The organism is Roseococcus sp. SDR, assembly GCF_019083995.1.
In the GTDB taxonomy this organism is placed as follows: domain Bacteria; phylum Pseudomonadota; class Alphaproteobacteria; order Acetobacterales; family Acetobacteraceae; genus Roseococcus.
This window is the reverse complement of the sequence record NZ_JAHRCU010000008.1, coordinates 153,739-171,246: the sequence shown is the minus strand read 5'-3', so window position 1 is coordinate 171,246 and position 17,508 is coordinate 153,739. Positions and strand designations below refer to the sequence as shown.

The window sequence follows — 17,508 nt, the reverse complement described above, 5'->3', positions numbered from 1 at the left end:
GGAAAGCGCCGCTATAGGGGCGGACGCGCCTCGGGGGAAGTCTCCTCCGGCACGCCCAGCGCCCATTCCTTGACCAGGGTATAGCCCAGCGCCAGCAGGACCGGCCCCAGGAAGAGGCCCAGAAAGCCGAAGGCCAGCACGCCACCCAGCGCGCCCAGGATGGTCAGCAGCAGCGGCAGGTCCGCGCCGCGCGAGATGAACCAGGGCCGGATCACATTGTCCACCGAGGAGATGCCCAAGCCCCCATAGAGCGCCAGGAAGATGCCCCAGCCGATGCTGCCCGTCGCCAGCAGCCAGATCGCGGCCGGGATCCAGACCAGCGGCGCCCCCACCGGCAGGATGGAGATGACGCCCGCGATCACCGCCAGCAGCACGGGCTGCGGCACGCCCGAGATCCAGAGGCCGAAGAAGGTCATGAAGCCCTGGGCGACCGCCGTGCCCAGCATGCCATAGACCACGCCGCGGGTGACGTTGCCCGTCAGGTCCCACAGATGCGGGGCCCGGGCGCCGGCCAGCCGCTCCAGCAGCCCATAGGCCCCTTTCGCCAGCGCCGGTCCGTCCTTGTAGATGAAGAAGGCGAGCAGGATCGCGATCAGCATTTCGGCCACGCCCGAGAGCAGGCCCAGCAGCAGCGACAGCGCGAATTGCGCGATGTCGCCCGCATAGGGTCGGATGGTGGCGACGAGGTGGGAGGCATCGCCCGCCAGCGCCTGCCACCAATCGTTCAGGTAGGGACCGGCCAGGGGGATCAGCAGGAAGACGCCCGAGAGGTCGGGCAGGCCCTCGCTGAAGACGCGCACCAGCCAATTGCGGATGCCCTCGATGTCTTCCCGCCGCACCGGCGTGGCAAAGACCAGCGGCAGGCCGATCAGCAGGAACTCGGCCGCCACCATGACGCCCGCCGCCAGCCCCGCTCCCAGCCGCAGCCGGTCGGTCAGGAAGCGGTAGGCCGGCCAGGTGCAGAAGACGAGGATGACAGCCCACATCAGCGTCGAGATGAAGGGCTTGAGCACAAGGAAACAGCCCGCCGCCAGCGCACCGGCCGCGATGAAGCCCACCAGCCGGGCCAGTTGCTCCTTGCTTTCCATCATCCACCCTTTGCCCAGACGCGCCGGAAGACTGTAGCATGCACGCGTGAACATCCTCGCGCCACCACGCCCGCGGCTTTCGGTCGAGATCGTCTTCGATCTCGTCTGCCCCTGGTGCTACCTGGGCATCCGCCGCCTCATGCGGGTGCTGGCCGAGCGGCATGACCTGCAGCCGGAGCTGCAATGGCGCCCCTTCCTGCTGAACCCGGAGATCGCACCCGGCGGCATCCCCCGTCAGGATTGGCTGGCCCGCAAGTTCGGCGGCGAGGACCGCGCCCGGCGCCTGCATGGCACCATCACCGAACTCGGCCGCGCCGAGGGAATCGCCTTTCGCTTCGACCTGCTGCGCCGCATCCCGGCCAGCCTTGACGCGCATCGCCTGCTCCGCTGGGCCGGCCGGCATGCGCCGGTGGATCGCCTCGTGGAGCGCCTCTTCGCCGCCTATTTCTGCGAGGGGCTGGACATCGGCCAGCACGCGACGCTCGCCATGCTGGCCGGCGAGGAAGGCTTCGACCAGACGGCCGCCCTCCGCCTGCTGGGCGGCGCGGGCGAGACGGAATGGGTGCATCTGGAGAATCTCCGCGCCCACCGCCTTGGCATCAACGGCGTGCCCTGCTTCCTGGTGGATGGCGAGCATGCCATCGCCGGCGCGCAGGAACCGGAAGTGCTTGAACGGCTGATCGAAGTGGCGCTGGCCGCCGGCTGAGGGCGGGGTACCCGCTTGCGCGCGGCCGGGAACTGGCCATGGATGGCGCGATTGGAAGGGGCGAAGGCCTCGGAAAGTTGAAGAAATGAGAGATACCGAGCGGGCCTGGACCGCGGAGCTTGCCGCGCATGGCCTCTTGGCAGCGGGCCGCGAGCCGGAGCATGAGCGCGCCCTCCGCCTCGCCCTGCGCCTCTGTGACGCCTCGGCCGGGGCCGTGCTCTTCCGCGACGGCGGCCCGCGCACCGCCCTGGGCGAGGAGGCACCGAGCGCCGCCATCGCCCTCGATACCCTCGCGCGGGAAGTGATGGAGACCGGGGCGCCGATCGTCACCGCTCCATCGGCCGCGTGGCGCTTCGTGGCGGGTGTCCCCCTCATCAACACCCAGGGCATCGTGCTGGGCGCCCTGTGCGTCCTCGACCAGCGCCCCGGCCCGCCGCCTGGCGGCACGGCCCGGGATGCGATCCGCGAGGCGCTGCTCGATCTCGCCCGGATTGTCATGGAGCAGTTGGAGGAGCGTCGCCGCGCGCTGGGCGAAGCTCGCCTTGCGCGTGATGCACAATTGCTGCGGCGGCTGATGGCCGTCGCGGCCGAGGCGGCGGATCTCGAAAGTTCGGTCCGCTCCGCCGCCCAGGCGCTTTGCGAGGCGACCCAGGCCCTCACCTGCCAGCTCTGGCAGCGCCACGGAGGCTCGGAGCTGAGCGCCCGATTCCTCGGAGGCTGGAGTGAGCCCACCTTCGAGGTCGGGCCTGGTGCGCAGCGCAACCAGGTGGTCTCCGTCCCCAATTCCCCGACCCTGCGCGCGATGAGCGAGGGTCGGCAGATCCTGGTGGAGGATGTGACCTCCGAGGACCAGGCCGGCAACCCGTTGCTGGAGGCCGCCGCGCAGCGGGGCCTATCCGCGCTCATGGTCTCCCCTTTCCATCTGGAGTCGCAAGGCTTCGCCTTGCTGATCGGGCTCGGCGCGGGGCGGACCGACCTTGCGGAGGTGTCGCATCTCCTGGAGCAGGCGGTCGCGGCGCTGCGCCCCATCCTTCGCCGGCTGCGCGACGAGGAGCAGGCCCGCCTCCTGCGCCGCGTCGTCGAGGCGAGCTCCGACGTGGTGCTCATCACCGAGGCGGAACCCTTCGACGAACCCGGACCCCGCATCGTCTACGCGAACCCTGCCTTCGAGCGCGAGACCGGCTACACCCTGGCCGAGGTGACCGGACGGACGCCCCGCCTGCTCCAGGGCCCCGGCACTTCCGCGAAGGCCCGGCGCAACATCCGCAACGCGCTGGAAACGTGGCAGCCCGTGCGGCAGGCGGTGCTGAACTACCGCAAGGATGGCAGCACCTTCTGGTCCGATCTGCGGATCTCCCCGGTGGCCGACAGCGAGGGCCGGTTCACCCATTGGGTCTCAATCCAGCGTGACGTGACCCTGGAGCGTGAGGCGGAGATCGCCCGCGCCGAAGCGCTGGCCGAGCGCGACTCCATGCTGGCCCGGCTGCCCGGCGTGCTGTTCCGCTTCGAGCGGCAGGCCGATGGCCGTTGGCTTCGCCGCTATGCCTCGGCTCAGCTGGAGGCGCTCACCGGCTTCACCCCGGGCGAGGCCACCCAGCTCGGCTGGTTCCGGGCCCATGCGCACCCCGAGGATTGCGACCGCGTGATGGCCCTGCCGGACGCGACGATCGGCCAGCCTGAATCCGCCACCGAATTCCGCTTCCGCCACAAGGATGGGCGTTGGCTCTGGATCCGCGGCATCCAGCGCAGCCAGGTGAATGCCGCAGGTGTGCCGGAGCTGATGAGCATCTGGACGGACATCACGCGGGAGAAGCAGCTGGCCGAGCAGCTGGCCCATTCCGCCAAGCTCGCCCAGCTGGGCGAGGTGACGACCGGCATGGCGCATGAGCTGAACCAGCCGCTCGCCACCATCAGCATGGCGGCCGACATCATGCTGCTGCAGCTCGACGCCGCCGACCCGGCGCTGGCGCCGATGCGTGAGCGGCTCGAGAAGATCATCGGCCAGACCGGGCGGATGGCGAACCTGATCGACCATATGCGGATCTTTGGCCGCGCGGAGAACCTGCCGCCGGCCCCCCTCGACATCCCTCAGGTGATCACCGCGGCGCTTGAGATGCTGAACAGCAAGCTGACGCTCTCCTCGGTCGAGGTGGTGCAGGAGGTGGAGGCCGGGCTGCCGCCGGTCCTCGGCAGCGCCATCCCACTGGAGCAGGTGCTGATGAACCTGGTCGCCAATGCCTGCGACGCCTACGACGCCCAGTCGCCCGACGACGGGCCCGGGCGCCGCGTCCGCCTCAGGGCAGTCCGGGACGGGACGCATGTCCTGATGGAGGTGCGCGATGCGGCGGGCGGCATCGCTCCCGAGATCCTGCCGCGCATCTTCGAACCCTTCTTCACCACCAAGCCCGTCGGCCAGGGCACGGGCCTCGGCCTCTCGATCAGCTACGGCATCATCCAGGACATGGGTGGCAGCCTCACGGCCGAGAATGTGCCGGGCGGCACGGCCTTCAGAATCCGCCTGCCCATAGCCTGAGCGCGCTTGGGCTCAGGCCGCCTTCGCCTGCTCCACGACACGCACCAGATTCGTCACGAGGCCCCGCGCCGCCTTCACCCGAGCATCGAAGGGCAATTCGCGCAGCAGGGCGAGCTTATGGTCGGGCCGCAGCGAAACCAGGCCCTTCTGGCCCGAGACCCAGGCGACCAGACCCGCCGGATTGGCGAAGCGGTTCTTGTGGAAGGCGATGACGACGCCCTTCGGCCCCGCATCCACCTTCTCAACCCCCGCCGCCCGGCAGGCGAGCTTGAGGCTCACCACCTGCAGCAGGTTTTCCACCTCGGGCGGGATGGGGCCGAACCGGTCGGCGAATTCGGCGGCCATGGCCTCCACCTCGGCTTCGGTCTCCAGCCCGCCGATGCGGCGGTAGAGCCCCAGGCGCACCGGCAGTTCCTGCACGTAGTTCTCGGGGATCAGAACGGGCAGGCCGAGATTGATCTGCGGCGTGAAGCGGCCCTCCGCCTCCCGCGCGCGCTTGGAGCCGGCGCGCAGATCGGCCACGGCTTCCTCCAGCATCTCCTGGTAGAGTTCGATGCCGACCTCGCGGATCTGGCCCGATTGCTCCTCGCCCAGCAGGTTCCCGGCACCGCGGATGTCGAGGTCGTGGCTGGCCAGGGTGAAGCCGGCGCCGAGATTGTCCAGCGTCTGCATGACCTCGAGCCGCTTCTGCGAGGTGGGGCTGAGCCGGTGATGCGGCGGCCAGGTGAGGTAGGCATAGCCGCGCTGCTTGCCGCGGCCCACGCGCCCGCGCAGCTGATAGAGCTGGCCGAGGCCGAACATGTCGGCCCGGTGGATGATGAGCGTGTTCACCGCCGGCATGTCGAGGCCGGATTCCACGATGTTGGTGGCGAGCAGGATGTCGTATTTGCCATCGCCGAACTCGGTCATCACCTGCTCGAGCTCGGTGGGCGCGAGCCGGCCATGCGCCTGCACCACGCGCGCCTCGGGCGCCACTTCGGCGAGCCGCTCGGCCATCTTCGCCATGTCCTCGATGCGGGGGACGACGACGAAGACCTGGCCACCGCGGAAGCGCTCGCGCTGCACCGCCTCGCGCAGAACCAAGGAATCCCAGGGCATGATGAAGGTGCGGACGGCGAGGCGATCCACCGGCGGGGTCGCGATCACGCTCATCTCCCGCACGCCGGACAGGGCCAGCTGCAAGGTGCGCGGGATGGGGGTGGCCGTCAGCGTCAGCACATGCACGCCCGCTTCCAGCTCCTTCAGGCGTTCCTTGTGCTTCACGCCGAAATGCTGCTCCTCATCCACGATGACGAGGCCGAGATTGTCGAAACCGATGCCCTTGCCCAGCAGCGCATGGGTGCCGACGACGATATCCACCTCGCCCGCCGCCAGCGCCGCCTTCACCTGCGCGGCCTCCTTCGCCGTCACCATGCGGGAGAGCTGCGCGACCTTGATCGGCAGCCCCGCGAAACGCGCGGTGAAGATGCGGTGGTGCTGGCGCGCCAGCAGCGTGGTCGGCACCACGACCGCGACCTGGGAGCCGGACATCGCGACGGTGAAGGCCGCGCGCAGCGCCACCTCCGTCTTGCCGAAGCCCACATCGCCGCAGATCAGCCGGTCCATGGGCCGGCCGGAGGCGAGATCCTCCAGCACATCGGCGATGGCACGCGCCTGGTCCTCCGTCTCGGCATAGGGGAAGCGGGCGCAGAACTCGTCCCAGGCGCCTTCGGGTGGGGCCATCATCGGCGCCTCGCGCGTCTGGCGCTCGGCCGCGATGCGGATCAGGGCACCCGCCATGTCGGCGATGCGCTGCTTGGCCTTGGATTTGCGCGCCTGCCAGGAGGCGCCGCCCAGCTTGTCCAGCGCCACACCCGCCGTCTCGCTGCCGAAGCGGCTCAGGATCTCGATATTCTCGACCGGGACAAACAGCTTGTCATTGCCGTCATAGATCATCCGCAGGCAGTCATGGGGCGCGCCGCTCACCTCGATGGTGGCGAGCCCGTCATAGCGCCCGATGCCGTGATCCTGATGGACCAGCAGGTCTCCCACCTCGATCTGGGTGGCATCCGCGATGAACTGGTCGGCGCGCTTCTTGCGCCGCGCCGGGCGGGCGATGCGCTCGCCCAGCAGGTCCTGCTCGGCGGTGATCGATATCTTTTCGGCGGTGAAGCCACGCTCCAGGCCCAGGATACCGACGCCGACCACGCCGGGCGCCAGGCGCTGGAAGGCGTAGTAGTCGTCCACCGGCTCGGCCGCCACGCGGTTCTCGCGCAGCAGGGTGACGAGCCGCTCGCGCGAGCCGCGGGTCCAGGCGGCGAGCATCGGCTGCCGGCCACGGCCGCGCTCGGTCTCCGCATGGGCGGCATAGGCGGAAAATAGGTTTTCGCCCGCCTGGCGGATCTCGGTGAAAAGGCGACCCGCGCGCCCGCCGGCATCGAAGCCCTCCGCGCCGTCCGGCTTGTGGAAGGGCGAGAAATGCAGCTGCGGCCCCTGGGCCAGCATGGCCTCCCATCCCTTGCGGTCGAGGTAGAGGCGCGCGGGCGGCGCGGGGCGATAGGGCACCTCGCCTTCATTCAGCCGGGCCGGGATGCGCCGTGCTTCGTAGTGGTCCTGGATCATCTCCAGCCGAGCCGTCAGCGCTTCTTCGGCTTGCGCGTCCAGGCTGACCGAGGCGCCGGGCAGATAGTCCAGCAGGGTCTCCATCTCGGCGTGAAACAGCCCCGCCCAATGCTCCATGCCCGGGTGCCGCCGCCCGGCGCTGACCGAGACATAGAGCGGGTCCTCGGCCGCCGCATTGCCGAAGAGCTCGCGATAGGCGGTGCGGAAGCGCTCGATCGAGGCGGGGTCGAGAAACACCTCGCCCACCGGGCGCAGCGTCAGCCGATCAACCGCCGCGCCGCTGCGCTGCGTGCCCGTGTCGAGGCGCCGGATGCTCTCGATCTCGTCACCAAACAGATCGAGGCGCAGCGGGTCCGCCTCGCCCGAGGGGAAGAGGTCCAGGATGCCGCCGCGCACCGCATATTCGCCGGGCTCCATGACGGTGCCCGTGCGGTTGTAGCCATTGGTCTCGAGGAAGGCGGTGATCTGCCCGATGCTGGCGCGGCCGCCCTTGCGCAGCAGCAGCGCGGAATCGGCGAAGGCGCTGCGGGGCGGCACGCGCTGGACCAGCGCGTTCACCGTCGTCAGCACGATGCGCGGACGCGTGGCCTGGGTGGTGAGTTCGGCCAGCGTGGCCACACGCTCGGCGATCAGCTCCGGATTGGGCGAGACGCGGTCATAGGGCAGGCAATCCCAGGCCGGCAGGCGCAGGATCTCGGCCTCGGGCATGAAGAAGGCCAGCGCATCGGCCATGCGGGCCATGCGGGCATCATCGCGGCAGACATGCAGAACAGGCGCCTGGGTCTCGGCCCGGCGCTGGCGCAGCAGGAGCGCGTCATAGCCCTCGGGGGCGCCGTAGACGCGCAGCGTCATCGCAAGTGTTCCGGCACGCCCGCGCCGGGTGCCGCGCTCTCGGCCGCGATCCGGTCAAACAGCGGCCCGCGCACCTCGGGCGGCGCCGCGCGGCGGCCGGAAAACCAATCGGCCAAATCCACATCCGGCAATTCCATGATGGCTTCCAGCTCATCCAATTCGGGTGGCGAGAGCGCGCCGATATGCCGGCGCACGAAGCCGCCCAGCATCAGGTCGCATTCCTTGGTGCCGCGATGCAGCGCCCGAAACAGGAGGCGGCGTTGGCGGTGGGGGAGTTCGGGGGTTTCGTCAGGACTCGTCACGGGTGGCATATAGGCGCGTGTGAGCCAGAGTGTCAGCCTCCAGAGCCTGTTTGATTCCCTCGAAACCCTGCCGGGGGTCGGGCCCAAGCGCGCTGAACTCATCGCCAAGGCCTGCGGCGGGCCGCGCATCCTCGATCTGCTCTTCCACCTGCCCGACCGCATCGCGAGCCGCACGCAGATCAGTCATCCCGCCGAGGCGCCGCCGGAGACCGAGTGCGTGCTGCGCGTGACGCCCGTTGCGACTCGCAGCGCCATGAGCCGCGCGACGCGCCGCCGCTACGTGGAGGTGCGCACGGCCGAGGAAGTCACCCTCCGCTTCATGCAATCCAACCTGGGCTGGATCGAGCGGCTGCTGCCCAGGGGCGAGCCGCGCTGGATCTCCGGCCGCATCCGCCCCGAGGGCGATGGCTGGTCCTGCATCAGCCCCGATGTGTCGGCGAATGAGGCGGGCTTTCCGGCGCTGGAGGCCATCTGGCCCCTCACCGAGGGGCTGAAGCGCGGCCATATGGCACCCGCCGTCATGGCGGCCCTCAAGCGCCTGCCCGACCCATCGGAGTGGCAGGACGCGCCCCTCCTGGCCCGCGAGGCCTGGCCCGGCTTCGCCGCGGCACTGCGCGCCCTCCACGCCCCCCAAACGCGCCCGGACGCCAAGCCCTGGGAGCGCCTGGCCTATGACGAGGCGCTGGCGGGCCAACTCGCCCTCGCCTTGCTCCGCCGCCGCAACCGCGAGGCGCCGGGCCGCGCGCTCACCGGCGATGGCAGCCTGCGCGCCCAGGCACTCGCCGCCTTCGGCCATGAACCGACGCCCGACCAGGCCCAGGCCCTGGCGGAAATCTCCCGCGACCTCGCCGCGCCCCGCCGCATGCTGCGCCTGCTGCAGGGCGATGTGGGCTCGGGCAAGACGCTGGTCGCCATCCTCGCCATGCTCCAAGCCGTCGAGGCCGGGGCGCAGGCGGCCATCATGGCGCCCACGGAAATCCTGGCGCGGCAGCATCTGCGCACCCTGGAAAGGCTCTCCCCCGTGCCCGTGGCTTTGCTGGCCGGCTCGGTGAAGGGGGCGGAGCGGCGGCGCGTGCTCAAGGGCTTCGCGGATGGCTCCATCCCCATCGCCATCGGCACGCATGCGCTCTTCCAGCAGGGGGTCGAGTTCCGCGACCTGGCGCTGGCCGTGGTGGATGAGCAGCACCGCTTCGGCGTGGCGCAGCGGCTGGAACTGGCCGGCAAGGGCGCGCAGGTGGACATGCTGGTGATGACGGCGACCCCCATCCCCCGCACGCTGCAGCTCACCCAATGGGGCGAGATGCAGGTGAGCCGCATCGCGGGCAAGCCGCGCGGCCGGCAGCCCATCGCGACCCGCATCGCCAGCAGCGCCCGCCTGCCCGAGATCATCGCCCGCCTCCGCCAGGCCCTGGCCCGGGGCGAGCGCGCCTATTGGGTGGTGCGCGCCATCACCGGCGGCGAGCATGACGACAGCATCGCCGCCGAAACCCGCTTCGCCGAGCTCTCCGAGCTGTTTCCCGGCCAGGTCGGCCTTGCCCATGGCGAACTGGAGATGGAAACCCGTGAAGGCGCCCTGCGCGACTTCGCCGAGGGCCGCACGCAGATCCTGGTCGCCACCACGGTCATCGAGGTCGGCGTGGATGTGCCGGAAGCCACCATCATCCTGATCGAGCAGGCCGAGCGCTTCGGCCTCTCCGCCCTGCACCAGCTGCGCGGCCGCGTGGGGCGCGGCTCCAAGCCCTCCTCCTGCCTGCTGGTGCATTCCGAGGCGCTGTCGGAGCGCGAGCGCGAACGCCTGCTGATCCTGCGGGACACGGAGGATGGCTTCGTCATCGCCGAGGAGGATCTGCGCATCCGCGGCGGCGGCGAGGCGCTGGGCACGCGCCAGGCCGGCCAGGTTCAGTTCCGCCTGGGCCTGCGCGGCGAGGATGAGGCCGCGGCCCAGCGCGCTGCCAACCGCCAGAACGCGCTGATCGAGATGGCGGCCCAGGATGCCGAGGTGCTGCTGACGCGGGACCCGGCGCTCGCCTCGCCCCGCGGCCAGGCCGCGCGCCTCCTGCTGCGCCTGTTTGACAAGGAGGGCGCGGTGGCGCTCCTGGCGGCCGGGTGACTTGAATTCCCTGTCGTTTTTTTTAAATCGGCTGGCCGAACCGGGAGAATTGTTGGTGACTTCGCCAAACGACATGGAAGGGCCGGGCGAAAGCGCGGGCCTGATCGAGATCGAGGGCCTGACCAAGCGGTTCGGCAGCTTCACCGCCGTGGATGGGGTCAGCTTCTCTGTGAAACGCGGCGAGGTGGTGGGCTTCCTGGGCCCCAATGGCGCCGGCAAATCCACCACCATGCGGATGCTGGCCGGCTTCATGCTGCCCACCGCGGGCACGGCGCGCATCTGCGGCGAGGATGTGGTGAAGAGCCCCGTGGCCGCCAAGCGCAACCTGGGCTTCCTGCCCGAGGGTGCCCCCACCTATCCCGAGATGAGTGTCACCGATTTCCTCGATTTCTGCGCCCGCATCCGCGGCTTCGGCGGCGCCGAGCGGGAGGAGCGCGTGGCCCATGCCATGGCGCTGACGCAGCTCGAAGGCGTGCGGCTGCAGCCGATCGAGACGCTTTCCAAGGGCTTCAAGCGCCGCGTGGGCCTCGCCCAGGCGCTGCTCCACTCGCCCCCCGTGCTGGTGCTGGACGAGCCGACGGATGGCCTGGACCCCAACCAGAAGCACGAGGTGCGGGAGCTCATTCGCGCCATGGCGCCGGAGAAGGCCATCATCATCTCGACCCACATCCTGGAGGAGGTGGCGGCCGTCTGCACCCGCGCCATCGTGATCGCGCGCGGCCGCGTGCTGGCCGATGCCACGCCCGCCGCGCTGGTGGCGGACGGGCGCAGCATGGAGGAAGTCTTCCGCTCGCTGACCTTGGGAGCCGCCGCATGAAGGCCGCCCTGACAGTCGCGCGGCGCGAATTCGCGGCCTATTTCGCGACGCCCGTCGCCACCGTCTTCATCGTGATCTTCCTGGTGCTCTCGGGCGCGCTCACCTTCACGCTGGGCGGCTTCTTCGGGCGCGGCCAGGCGGACCTCATTCCCTTCTTCAGCTTCGTCCCCTGGCTCTTCCTGTTCCTCGTCCCCGCGCTGACCATGCGCCTCTGGGCGGAGGAACGCCGCCTCGGCACCATCGAATTGCTGCTGACGCTGCCCATCACGGCCGGCCAGGCAGTGGTGGGCAAGTTCCTCGCCGCCTGGGCCTTCTGCGCGGTGGCGCTGGCGCTGACCTTCCCGCTGGTCCTCACGGTGAACCTGCTGGGCGAGCCGGATAATGGCGTGATTCTCACCGGCTATCTCGGCTGCTTCCTGGTCGCCGGCGCCTATCTCGCCGTGGGGGCTGCCATCTCGGCCGTCACGCGCAACCAGGTCATCGCCTTCGTGCTGGCGGTGGCCGGCTGCTTCCTCTTCGCCGCCGCCGGCTCGCCCGTGGTGACGGAGTTTCTCTCCTCGCAATTCCCGGTCCTGGCGGAAGTCGCCCGCGGCATCTCCGTCAGCGAGCGGATCAACGGCTTCACCCGCGGCGTGATCTCGGCGCGGGATTTCGTCTTCTTCGCCAGCTTCATCGCCTTCTGGCTTTTCGTGAACACCGTGATCCTCGAGCTGAAGAAGGCGGATTGAGACCATGCGCAATTCCCGCCTCCTCTACTCCTCCCTCGGCATCCTCGCCGCCCTCGCACTCGCCGTCGGCGTCAACATGCTGGCCGACCGGCTGCTCGCCTCCGCCCGCGTGGACCTGACCGAGAACCGCATCTACACCCTCTCGCCCGGCACGCGGCAGGTGCTGGAAGGCCTGCAGGACCCGATCACGCTGCGCTTCTTCTACTCGCGCAAGCTGGGTGCGGAGGCCCCGCAATTCGGCGCCTATGCCGAGCGCGTGCGCGAGATGCTGCGCGAATACGTGGTCGCCGCCCGCGGCAAGCTGCGCCTCGAGATCTTCGACCCCGAACCCTTCTCCGAGGTGGAGGACCGCGCCGTCTCGCTCGGCATGCAGGGCGTGCCGCTCGATCAGGCCGGCGAGCAGGTCTATTTCGGCCTCTCCGGCAGCAACCAGGTGGATGACGAACGGAACATCCCCTTCTTCCAGCCGGAGCGCGAGCGCTTCCTGGAAGCCGACCTGACGCGCCTGATCTTCGAGCTCTCCAACCCGACCAAGCCGGTGCTCGGCGTCATGTCGCCGCTGCCGCTGAATGGCGATCCGCGCGCGATGATGATGCGCCAGCCCGCCCTGGCCCAGCCGCAGGTGGTGATGCGCCAGCTGCGCGAGGGCTTCACGGTGCGCGACCTCGGCTTCGACGTGCAGGTGATCCCCGCCGATGTGCAGATCCTGCTGCTGGCTCACCCGCAGGACCTGCCGGAGGCCGCGCAATACGCGGTGGACCAGTTCGTCATGCGCGGCGGCCGCCTCTTCCTGATGATCGACCCGCACAGCGAGTTCCAGGCCTCGCGGCCCGGCCCGGGCGGGCGTCCGCCGGCCAACACCGCCTCCGTCCTGCCGCGCCTGCTGGAGGCCTGGGGCGTGGAAGCACCGGCCGATCAGGTGGTGCTCGACCTGCGCGGCGCCTGGCGCGTGCGCGCCGCGCCCAATGAGCGCGTGCAGGCGGTGGATTACATCGCCTGGTTCAACCTGCAGGGCGACAGCATCAACCGCCAGGAAGTGGCCACAGCCCTGCTGGAGCAGGTGACGGTGGCTTCCTCCGGCTATCTCGCGCCGCGACCCAATGCGGGCATCGAGTTCATCCCGCTGCTGACCAGCTCGTCGCAATCCATGCTGGTGGACGCGGCGCGCGTGCGGACCGACCCTTCGCCCACGCGTATCCTGGCCGAGTTCCGCGCCGATGGTCAGCGCCGTGTCATCGCGGCCCGCATCCGCGGCAATCTGCGCAGCGCCTTCCAGGAAGGCGCCCCCGCCCCGGCCGAGGGTGTGGAGCGCCCGGCCGATTTCCCCGCGCATCTCCCGCGCAGCACCGGCCCAGCCAATGTCGTCGTCGTGCATGACACGGATATCCTGGAGGACCGCTTCTGGGTGCGCGTTCAGGAGTTCTTCGGCCAGCCCGTCGCCAATCCCTTCTCGGGCAATGGCAGCTTCGTCGTGAACATCGCCGATACGCTGGCGGGCTCGGACGCCATGATCAGCCTGCGCTCGCGCGGCGAATCCCAGCGGCCCTTCGAGCTGGTGGAGGATATCCGCCGCCAGGCCGATGCCCAGTTCCGCCAGAGCGAGCAGCAGCTGACCGAACGCCTCCAGGCCACCGAGCGCCGCCTGCGTGAGCTGCGCCAGGGCACGGGCGGCCCAGGGGGCGAAGCTGGGGCGCGGAACACCAACCAGACCGTGATCACGCCCGAGCAGCGCGCCGAAATCGACCGCGCGCGCGAGGAGATCGCCGCCACTCGCCGCCAGCTCCGCGCGGTGCAGCTTGAGCTGCGGCGTGACATCGAGGCGCTGGAGACATGGCTGCGCATCTTCAACATCGCCTTCGTGCCGGTGCTGCTGACCATCCTCGCCATCGTCATCGGCGTGCTGCGCGCCCGCCGCCGCGCCAAGGCCCGCGCATGATCGGCAAGCGCGGATTGATCGCCCTTGGTGGTGCCGCGGTGGCAAGCCTCGGTGCCGCCCTGCTGCTGCGGCCGGAGGGCGAGGTGGAGGGGCGCATCAGCGAAGGCAGCCTGGCCTTCCCGGGCCTCGCCACGCGGCTCGCCGGCGCGCGCCGCATCGAACTTCGGCGCGGCGCGCAGGGCACCACCCTGATCCGCGAGGGCGAGACCTGGCGTATCGCCGAATTCCAGGGCTATCCCGCCCGGCCCGAACGCGTGCGCGAAACCCTGGTGGGCCTCACCGAACTCCGCCTGACGGAGGAGCGCAGCAGCGACCCAGCACAATGGCCGCGCTTGGGCGTGGAGGATCCCGCCGCCCCCGGCAGCACCGCGACCCTGCTGCGCGTCTTCGACGCCGAGGGGAGGCCGCTCGCCGAGATGATCCTCGGCCGCCGCCGCGTCCGCACCCAGGGCAACCAGCCCGAGGGCATCTATGCCCGCCGCCCCGGTGAGAACCGCGCGTGGCTGGCCGAAGGGCGCCTCGGCGCCGATGCCGACCCCTCGCTCTGGCTCGACCGCGATCTCGCGAGCCTCGCCCCCGCCCGCCTGCGCCGCGTCGAGGTCAACCGCAGCGGCCAGCCGCCGCTCGTGCTGGCCCGCGCGGGCGAGGTGGATGCGCCGCTCGACATCATCACCCCCGCCGAACACCCAGTGGCCGACCGCATCGCGCTGGACGAGGTGGGCCGCGCCTTCGACGGGCTCACCTTCATCGAGGTCCGCACCGACGCGCCCGGCGAGGCGCTGGGCGAGGCGCGCTTCCACTACACGGATGAGGTCACGATCACGCTCCACGCGCATCGCGAGGGAGAGCTCTTCTGGGTGCGCCTCGGCGCGGAAGGCAGTGAGGAGGCGCAGCGGCTCAACGCGCGCTTCCAGGGCTGGGCCTTCCAGCTCGGTCTTTGGAAGGAGAAGGCGATGGTCCCGCGTCTCGAGGACCTGGTCGTTTCGTGACCCGGGAATATCCCGACCGCCCATGGATCGGCATCGGCGTCATCGTCTTCCGCGGCGAGGAGGTTTTGCTGGTCCAACGCGGCAAGCCGCCCCGCATCGGCTCATGGTCGCTGCCCGGCGGCGCGCAGCATGTGGGCGAGGGCGCGCAGGAAGCCGCGCGGCGCGAATTGCTGGAGGAGACGGGCATCACCGTCGGCCCACTCCTGCTCGCCGACGTGATCGATTCCGTCACGCGCGATGAGGCTGGCGCCGTGCGCTACCACTACACCATCGTGGATTACTGCGCCGAATGGGTGGATGGCGAGGCGCGGGCAGGTGACGATGTCAGCGCCGTCGCCTGGGCGCGCCCCGATGAGCTCCCGAAATATGCCCTGACACGCGAAGCGCAGGCGGTGATCGCGCTTTCCCGCAAGCGCCTTGCGGAAGCCCCGGCATGAGCCGCAATCTCGCACGGTAACCCGGGAGAAACGCTCCATGACCCAACGACGCAGCCTCATCCTCGGCGCCGCTTCCCTGCCGCTCGCCGCACCGGCTCTCGCGCAGGGGCGCCCGCTGCGGATCATCGTGCCCTTCCCGCCCGGCGGCGCGGTGGACATCCTGGGCCGCGTCCTGGCCGAGCGGCTGCCCTCAGCACTCGGCACGCCCGTCGTCGTCGAGAACCGCGGCGGTGCCGGCGGGCTGATCGGCGCCGATGCGCTGGCCAAGGGCGACCGTGACGGCACGATGATCGGCCTCATCAGCGTCACCACGCTCTGCGCCTTCCCCTTCATGACCTCCCGCCTGCCCTTCAACCCGCGCACAGACCTCGCCCCCGTCACGCAGATCACCGATGGCGCGCTGCTCTGCGTCGTGAACGCCGAAAAGGCACGGCAGCAGGGCTGGAGCGATTTCCGTCGCCTGATCACCTGGAGCCGGGCGAACCCCGAGCAGTTGAAGATGGGCAGCAGCGGCACGGGCACGACGAGCCACATCAACATCGAGGCGATCAACGCCGAGGCCAACGCCAAGATCCTTCACGTGCCCTATCGCGGCGGCGGCCCCGCCATCACGGACCTGCTGGCCGGCACGATCGACATGATGTTCGACGTGATGCCCGCCCTGATGCCGCATGTGACCGCTGGCCGCTTCCTGCCGCTGGCGGTGAGTTCGGCCGCGCGCCTCTCCATCCTGCCCGAGGTGCCGGGCATGGCGGATTTCGCCGATCTCGGCCTCGGCCGGCACGATGTGGTCACCTGGAACGCGGTGATGGCGCCGGGCGGCACCCCACCCGAGCATATCCAGCGCCTGCATGGCGCGATCCGCAGCGTGGGTGCGCAGGCGGATTTCGTGGAGCGGTTGAAGCCGCTGGGCTACGGCACCGTGACCAGCGCGACCCCGGCCGCACTGACCGCCTTGATCGAGCGCGACACGCCCAATTGGCAACGCCTGGTGCAGCTCTCGGGCGCGCGCCTCGAATAGATGCGGCGCGCGGTTCCGCTCCTCCTGGCGTTGCTGTGCCTCGCCTTGCCCGTGCGGGCGCAGGTGGCAATCGGTGAGAGCGGCTGGACGATCAGCGGCACAGGCACCCTCGCCAGCGACTATGTCTCGCGCGGCATCAGCCAGACCATGGGGCGGATGGCCTACCAGGCCAGCGGCGAGCTGGCGCATGAGAGCGGCGTCTATATCGGCGGCTTCATCGGCAATGTGCGCTTCGCGGGCACCGATGCGCGGGAAGAAATCGATCTCCTCGCCGGCTTCCGCTTCACCTGGGGCGACACCAACTTCGATATCGGCGGCATCGGCACCTTCTACCCGAGCTACTCCAGCGGCCGCGCCAGCGACGCGGTGGATTACGGCGAGGCCTATCTGCGCGTGAACCGCTCATTCGGCCCGGTGAAGCTCATGGCCTCGATCAACGTCTCGCCCAACTACTTCGATGCGACCGGGCTTGGCGTCTATGTCGAGGGCGGGGCGGATTGGGATACGGCCTTCTGGGACCTCACGCTCAGCGCGCGGCTCGGCTACCAGTTCATCGAGAAGAACCCACGCTACGGCACGCCGGACTACACCTGGTGGGGCCTGGCCGTGAGCCGTGATTTCGAGATCGCGGGTGTGGGCACCTTCACGGCCAGCGTGAACTATTTCGACACGACCATCCCCCGCAACCAGTGCCTGAGCGGCCAAGGCGTTCAGCAGGATGTCTGCACGGCGCGCGTGATCGCGGGCCTGACCTTCAAATTTTGAGCACGACGCGCCGCGCCCTGCTGGGACTGACGCTCGCGGCACCCGCCGCAGCGCAGCAGATGGTGCCTGGGGAAGTGGATGGCTCGGCCCTGCTGCCACGGCTGCGCGCGGGCGGCCTCGTTCTCTTCTTCCGGCACGCCGACACGGCGGGCGAGCCTTGTGATCGCAGCTACCGCCTGGGGGACCGCGCCGGCCAGCGCAACCTCTCACCGCGCGGGCGCGCGCAGGCCCGGCGCATCGGCCAGCGCTTCGCGGAGCTTGGCATTCCCGTGCAGTTCCCGGTGCTGGCCGGCCCCGTCTATCGCGCCCGCGACACGGCGGAGGAGGCCTGGGGTTCAGCGCGCGTGCAAGTCACCGACAGCCTGCTCGCCGATGACTATGCCGGTGCGCGGCTGGACTGGGTGCTGGCGGAGCATCGCCGCCTGTTCAACGCGCCGCTGCCGGCGGGCGTGAACCGCGTGCTGGTGGGTCACCGAACGCCCGCCATCATGATCTACGGCCAGAGCGTGGGCGGCACCGCCTTCCCGGAAGGTGCCGCGCTGGTGATCGAGCCCGGCGCAGCACAGCCGCTCGGCATCGTGGAATTCGTGAAGCTGCCCGGCGGTGGCTTCCACGGCTGCTGA

14 protein-coding genes are annotated in these 17,508 nt (G+C 70.1%); 11 read left to right on the top strand and 3 right to left on the bottom strand.

Annotated elements, in window-relative coordinates:
- Positions 1 to 11: 11 nt before the first annotated feature.
- Positions 12 to 1,091, bottom strand: coding sequence for an AI-2E family transporter (locus tag KTR66_RS11400; RefSeq protein ID WP_213612714.1), 1,080 nt, complete (start codon positions 1,089 to 1,091; stop codon positions 12 to 14).
- A 43-nt stretch (positions 1,092 to 1,134) separates the two neighbouring features.
- Between KTR66_RS11400 and KTR66_RS11395 the strand changes: the two genes are divergently transcribed.
- Together KTR66_RS11395 and KTR66_RS11390 are read left to right on the top strand one after the other, a co-directional pair.
- Positions 1,135 to 1,794, top strand: coding sequence for a DsbA family oxidoreductase (locus KTR66_RS11395; protein ID WP_371819099.1), 660 nt, complete (start codon positions 1,135 to 1,137; stop codon positions 1,792 to 1,794).
- 85 nt (positions 1,795 to 1,879) lie between these two features.
- A complete protein-coding gene (locus tag KTR66_RS11390) occupies positions 1,880 to 4,327 on the top strand; it encodes a PAS domain S-box protein (protein WP_213612713.1) in 2,448 nt (815 codons plus the stop codon).
- 12 nt (positions 4,328 to 4,339) lie between these two features.
- On the opposite strand, the gene mfd is transcribed toward KTR66_RS11390, so the two are convergent.
- A complete protein-coding gene (gene mfd / locus KTR66_RS11385) occupies positions 4,340 to 7,780 on the bottom strand; it encodes a transcription-repair coupling factor (RefSeq protein ID WP_213612712.1) in 3,441 nt (1,146 codons plus the stop codon).
- Complete coding sequence (locus KTR66_RS11380; RefSeq protein WP_371819098.1) at positions 7,777 to 8,082, bottom strand: succinate dehydrogenase assembly factor 2; 306 nt, start codon at positions 8,080 to 8,082, stop codon at positions 7,777 to 7,779. Before KTR66_RS11380 ends, mfd begins: the two co-directional genes overlap by 4 nt.
- A 19-nt stretch (positions 8,083 to 8,101) precedes the next feature.
- On the opposite strand from KTR66_RS11380, the gene recG reads away from it, so the two are divergent.
- The 9 genes from recG to KTR66_RS11335 are packed head-to-tail and all read left to right on the top strand — an operon-like array spanning position 8,102 to position 17,508.
- Entirely contained in the window at positions 8,102 to 10,192 is a 2,091-nt protein-coding gene (gene recG, locus KTR66_RS11375; protein WP_213612710.1) for an ATP-dependent DNA helicase RecG, read from the top strand.
- Positions 10,193 to 10,247: 55 nt separating this feature from the next.
- Positions 10,248 to 11,009, top strand: a complete 762-nt coding sequence (locus tag KTR66_RS11370; protein ID WP_371819097.1) for an ABC transporter ATP-binding protein — start codon at positions 10,248 to 10,250, stop codon at positions 11,007 to 11,009.
- Positions 11,006 to 11,737, top strand: coding sequence for an ABC transporter permease subunit (locus KTR66_RS11365; RefSeq protein WP_213612709.1), 732 nt, complete (start codon positions 11,006 to 11,008; stop codon positions 11,735 to 11,737). The genes KTR66_RS11370 and KTR66_RS11365 overlap by 4 nt, the downstream gene beginning before the upstream one ends.
- Positions 11,738 to 11,741: 4 nt before the next feature.
- Positions 11,742 to 13,673 carry a Gldg family protein gene (locus tag KTR66_RS11360; RefSeq protein WP_213612708.1) on the top strand — a complete coding sequence of 644 codons (1,932 nt, stop codon included), beginning with the start codon at positions 11,742 to 11,744 and terminating at the stop codon, positions 13,671 to 13,673.
- Positions 13,670 to 14,662 (top strand): DUF4340 domain-containing protein, encoded by a 993-nt coding sequence (locus KTR66_RS11355; RefSeq protein WP_249732034.1) that lies wholly within the window; start codon positions 13,670 to 13,672, stop codon positions 14,660 to 14,662. Before KTR66_RS11360 ends, KTR66_RS11355 begins: the two co-directional genes overlap by 4 nt.
- Complete coding sequence (locus KTR66_RS11350) at positions 14,659 to 15,099, top strand: NUDIX hydrolase (RefSeq protein WP_213612707.1); 441 nt, start codon at positions 14,659 to 14,661, stop codon at positions 15,097 to 15,099. The genes KTR66_RS11355 and KTR66_RS11350 overlap by 4 nt, the downstream gene beginning before the upstream one ends.
- A 37-nt stretch (positions 15,100 to 15,136) precedes the next feature.
- Complete coding sequence (locus tag KTR66_RS11345) at positions 15,137 to 16,120, top strand: tripartite tricarboxylate transporter substrate binding protein (protein ID WP_213612706.1); 984 nt, start codon at positions 15,137 to 15,139, stop codon at positions 16,118 to 16,120.
- A complete protein-coding gene (locus tag KTR66_RS11340; protein WP_213612705.1) occupies positions 16,121 to 16,885 on the top strand; it encodes a TorF family putative porin in 765 nt (254 codons plus the stop codon).
- Positions 16,882 to 17,508, top strand: a complete 627-nt coding sequence (locus tag KTR66_RS11335; protein ID WP_213612704.1) for a histidine phosphatase family protein — start codon at positions 16,882 to 16,884, stop codon at positions 17,506 to 17,508. Before KTR66_RS11340 ends, KTR66_RS11335 begins: the two co-directional genes overlap by 4 nt.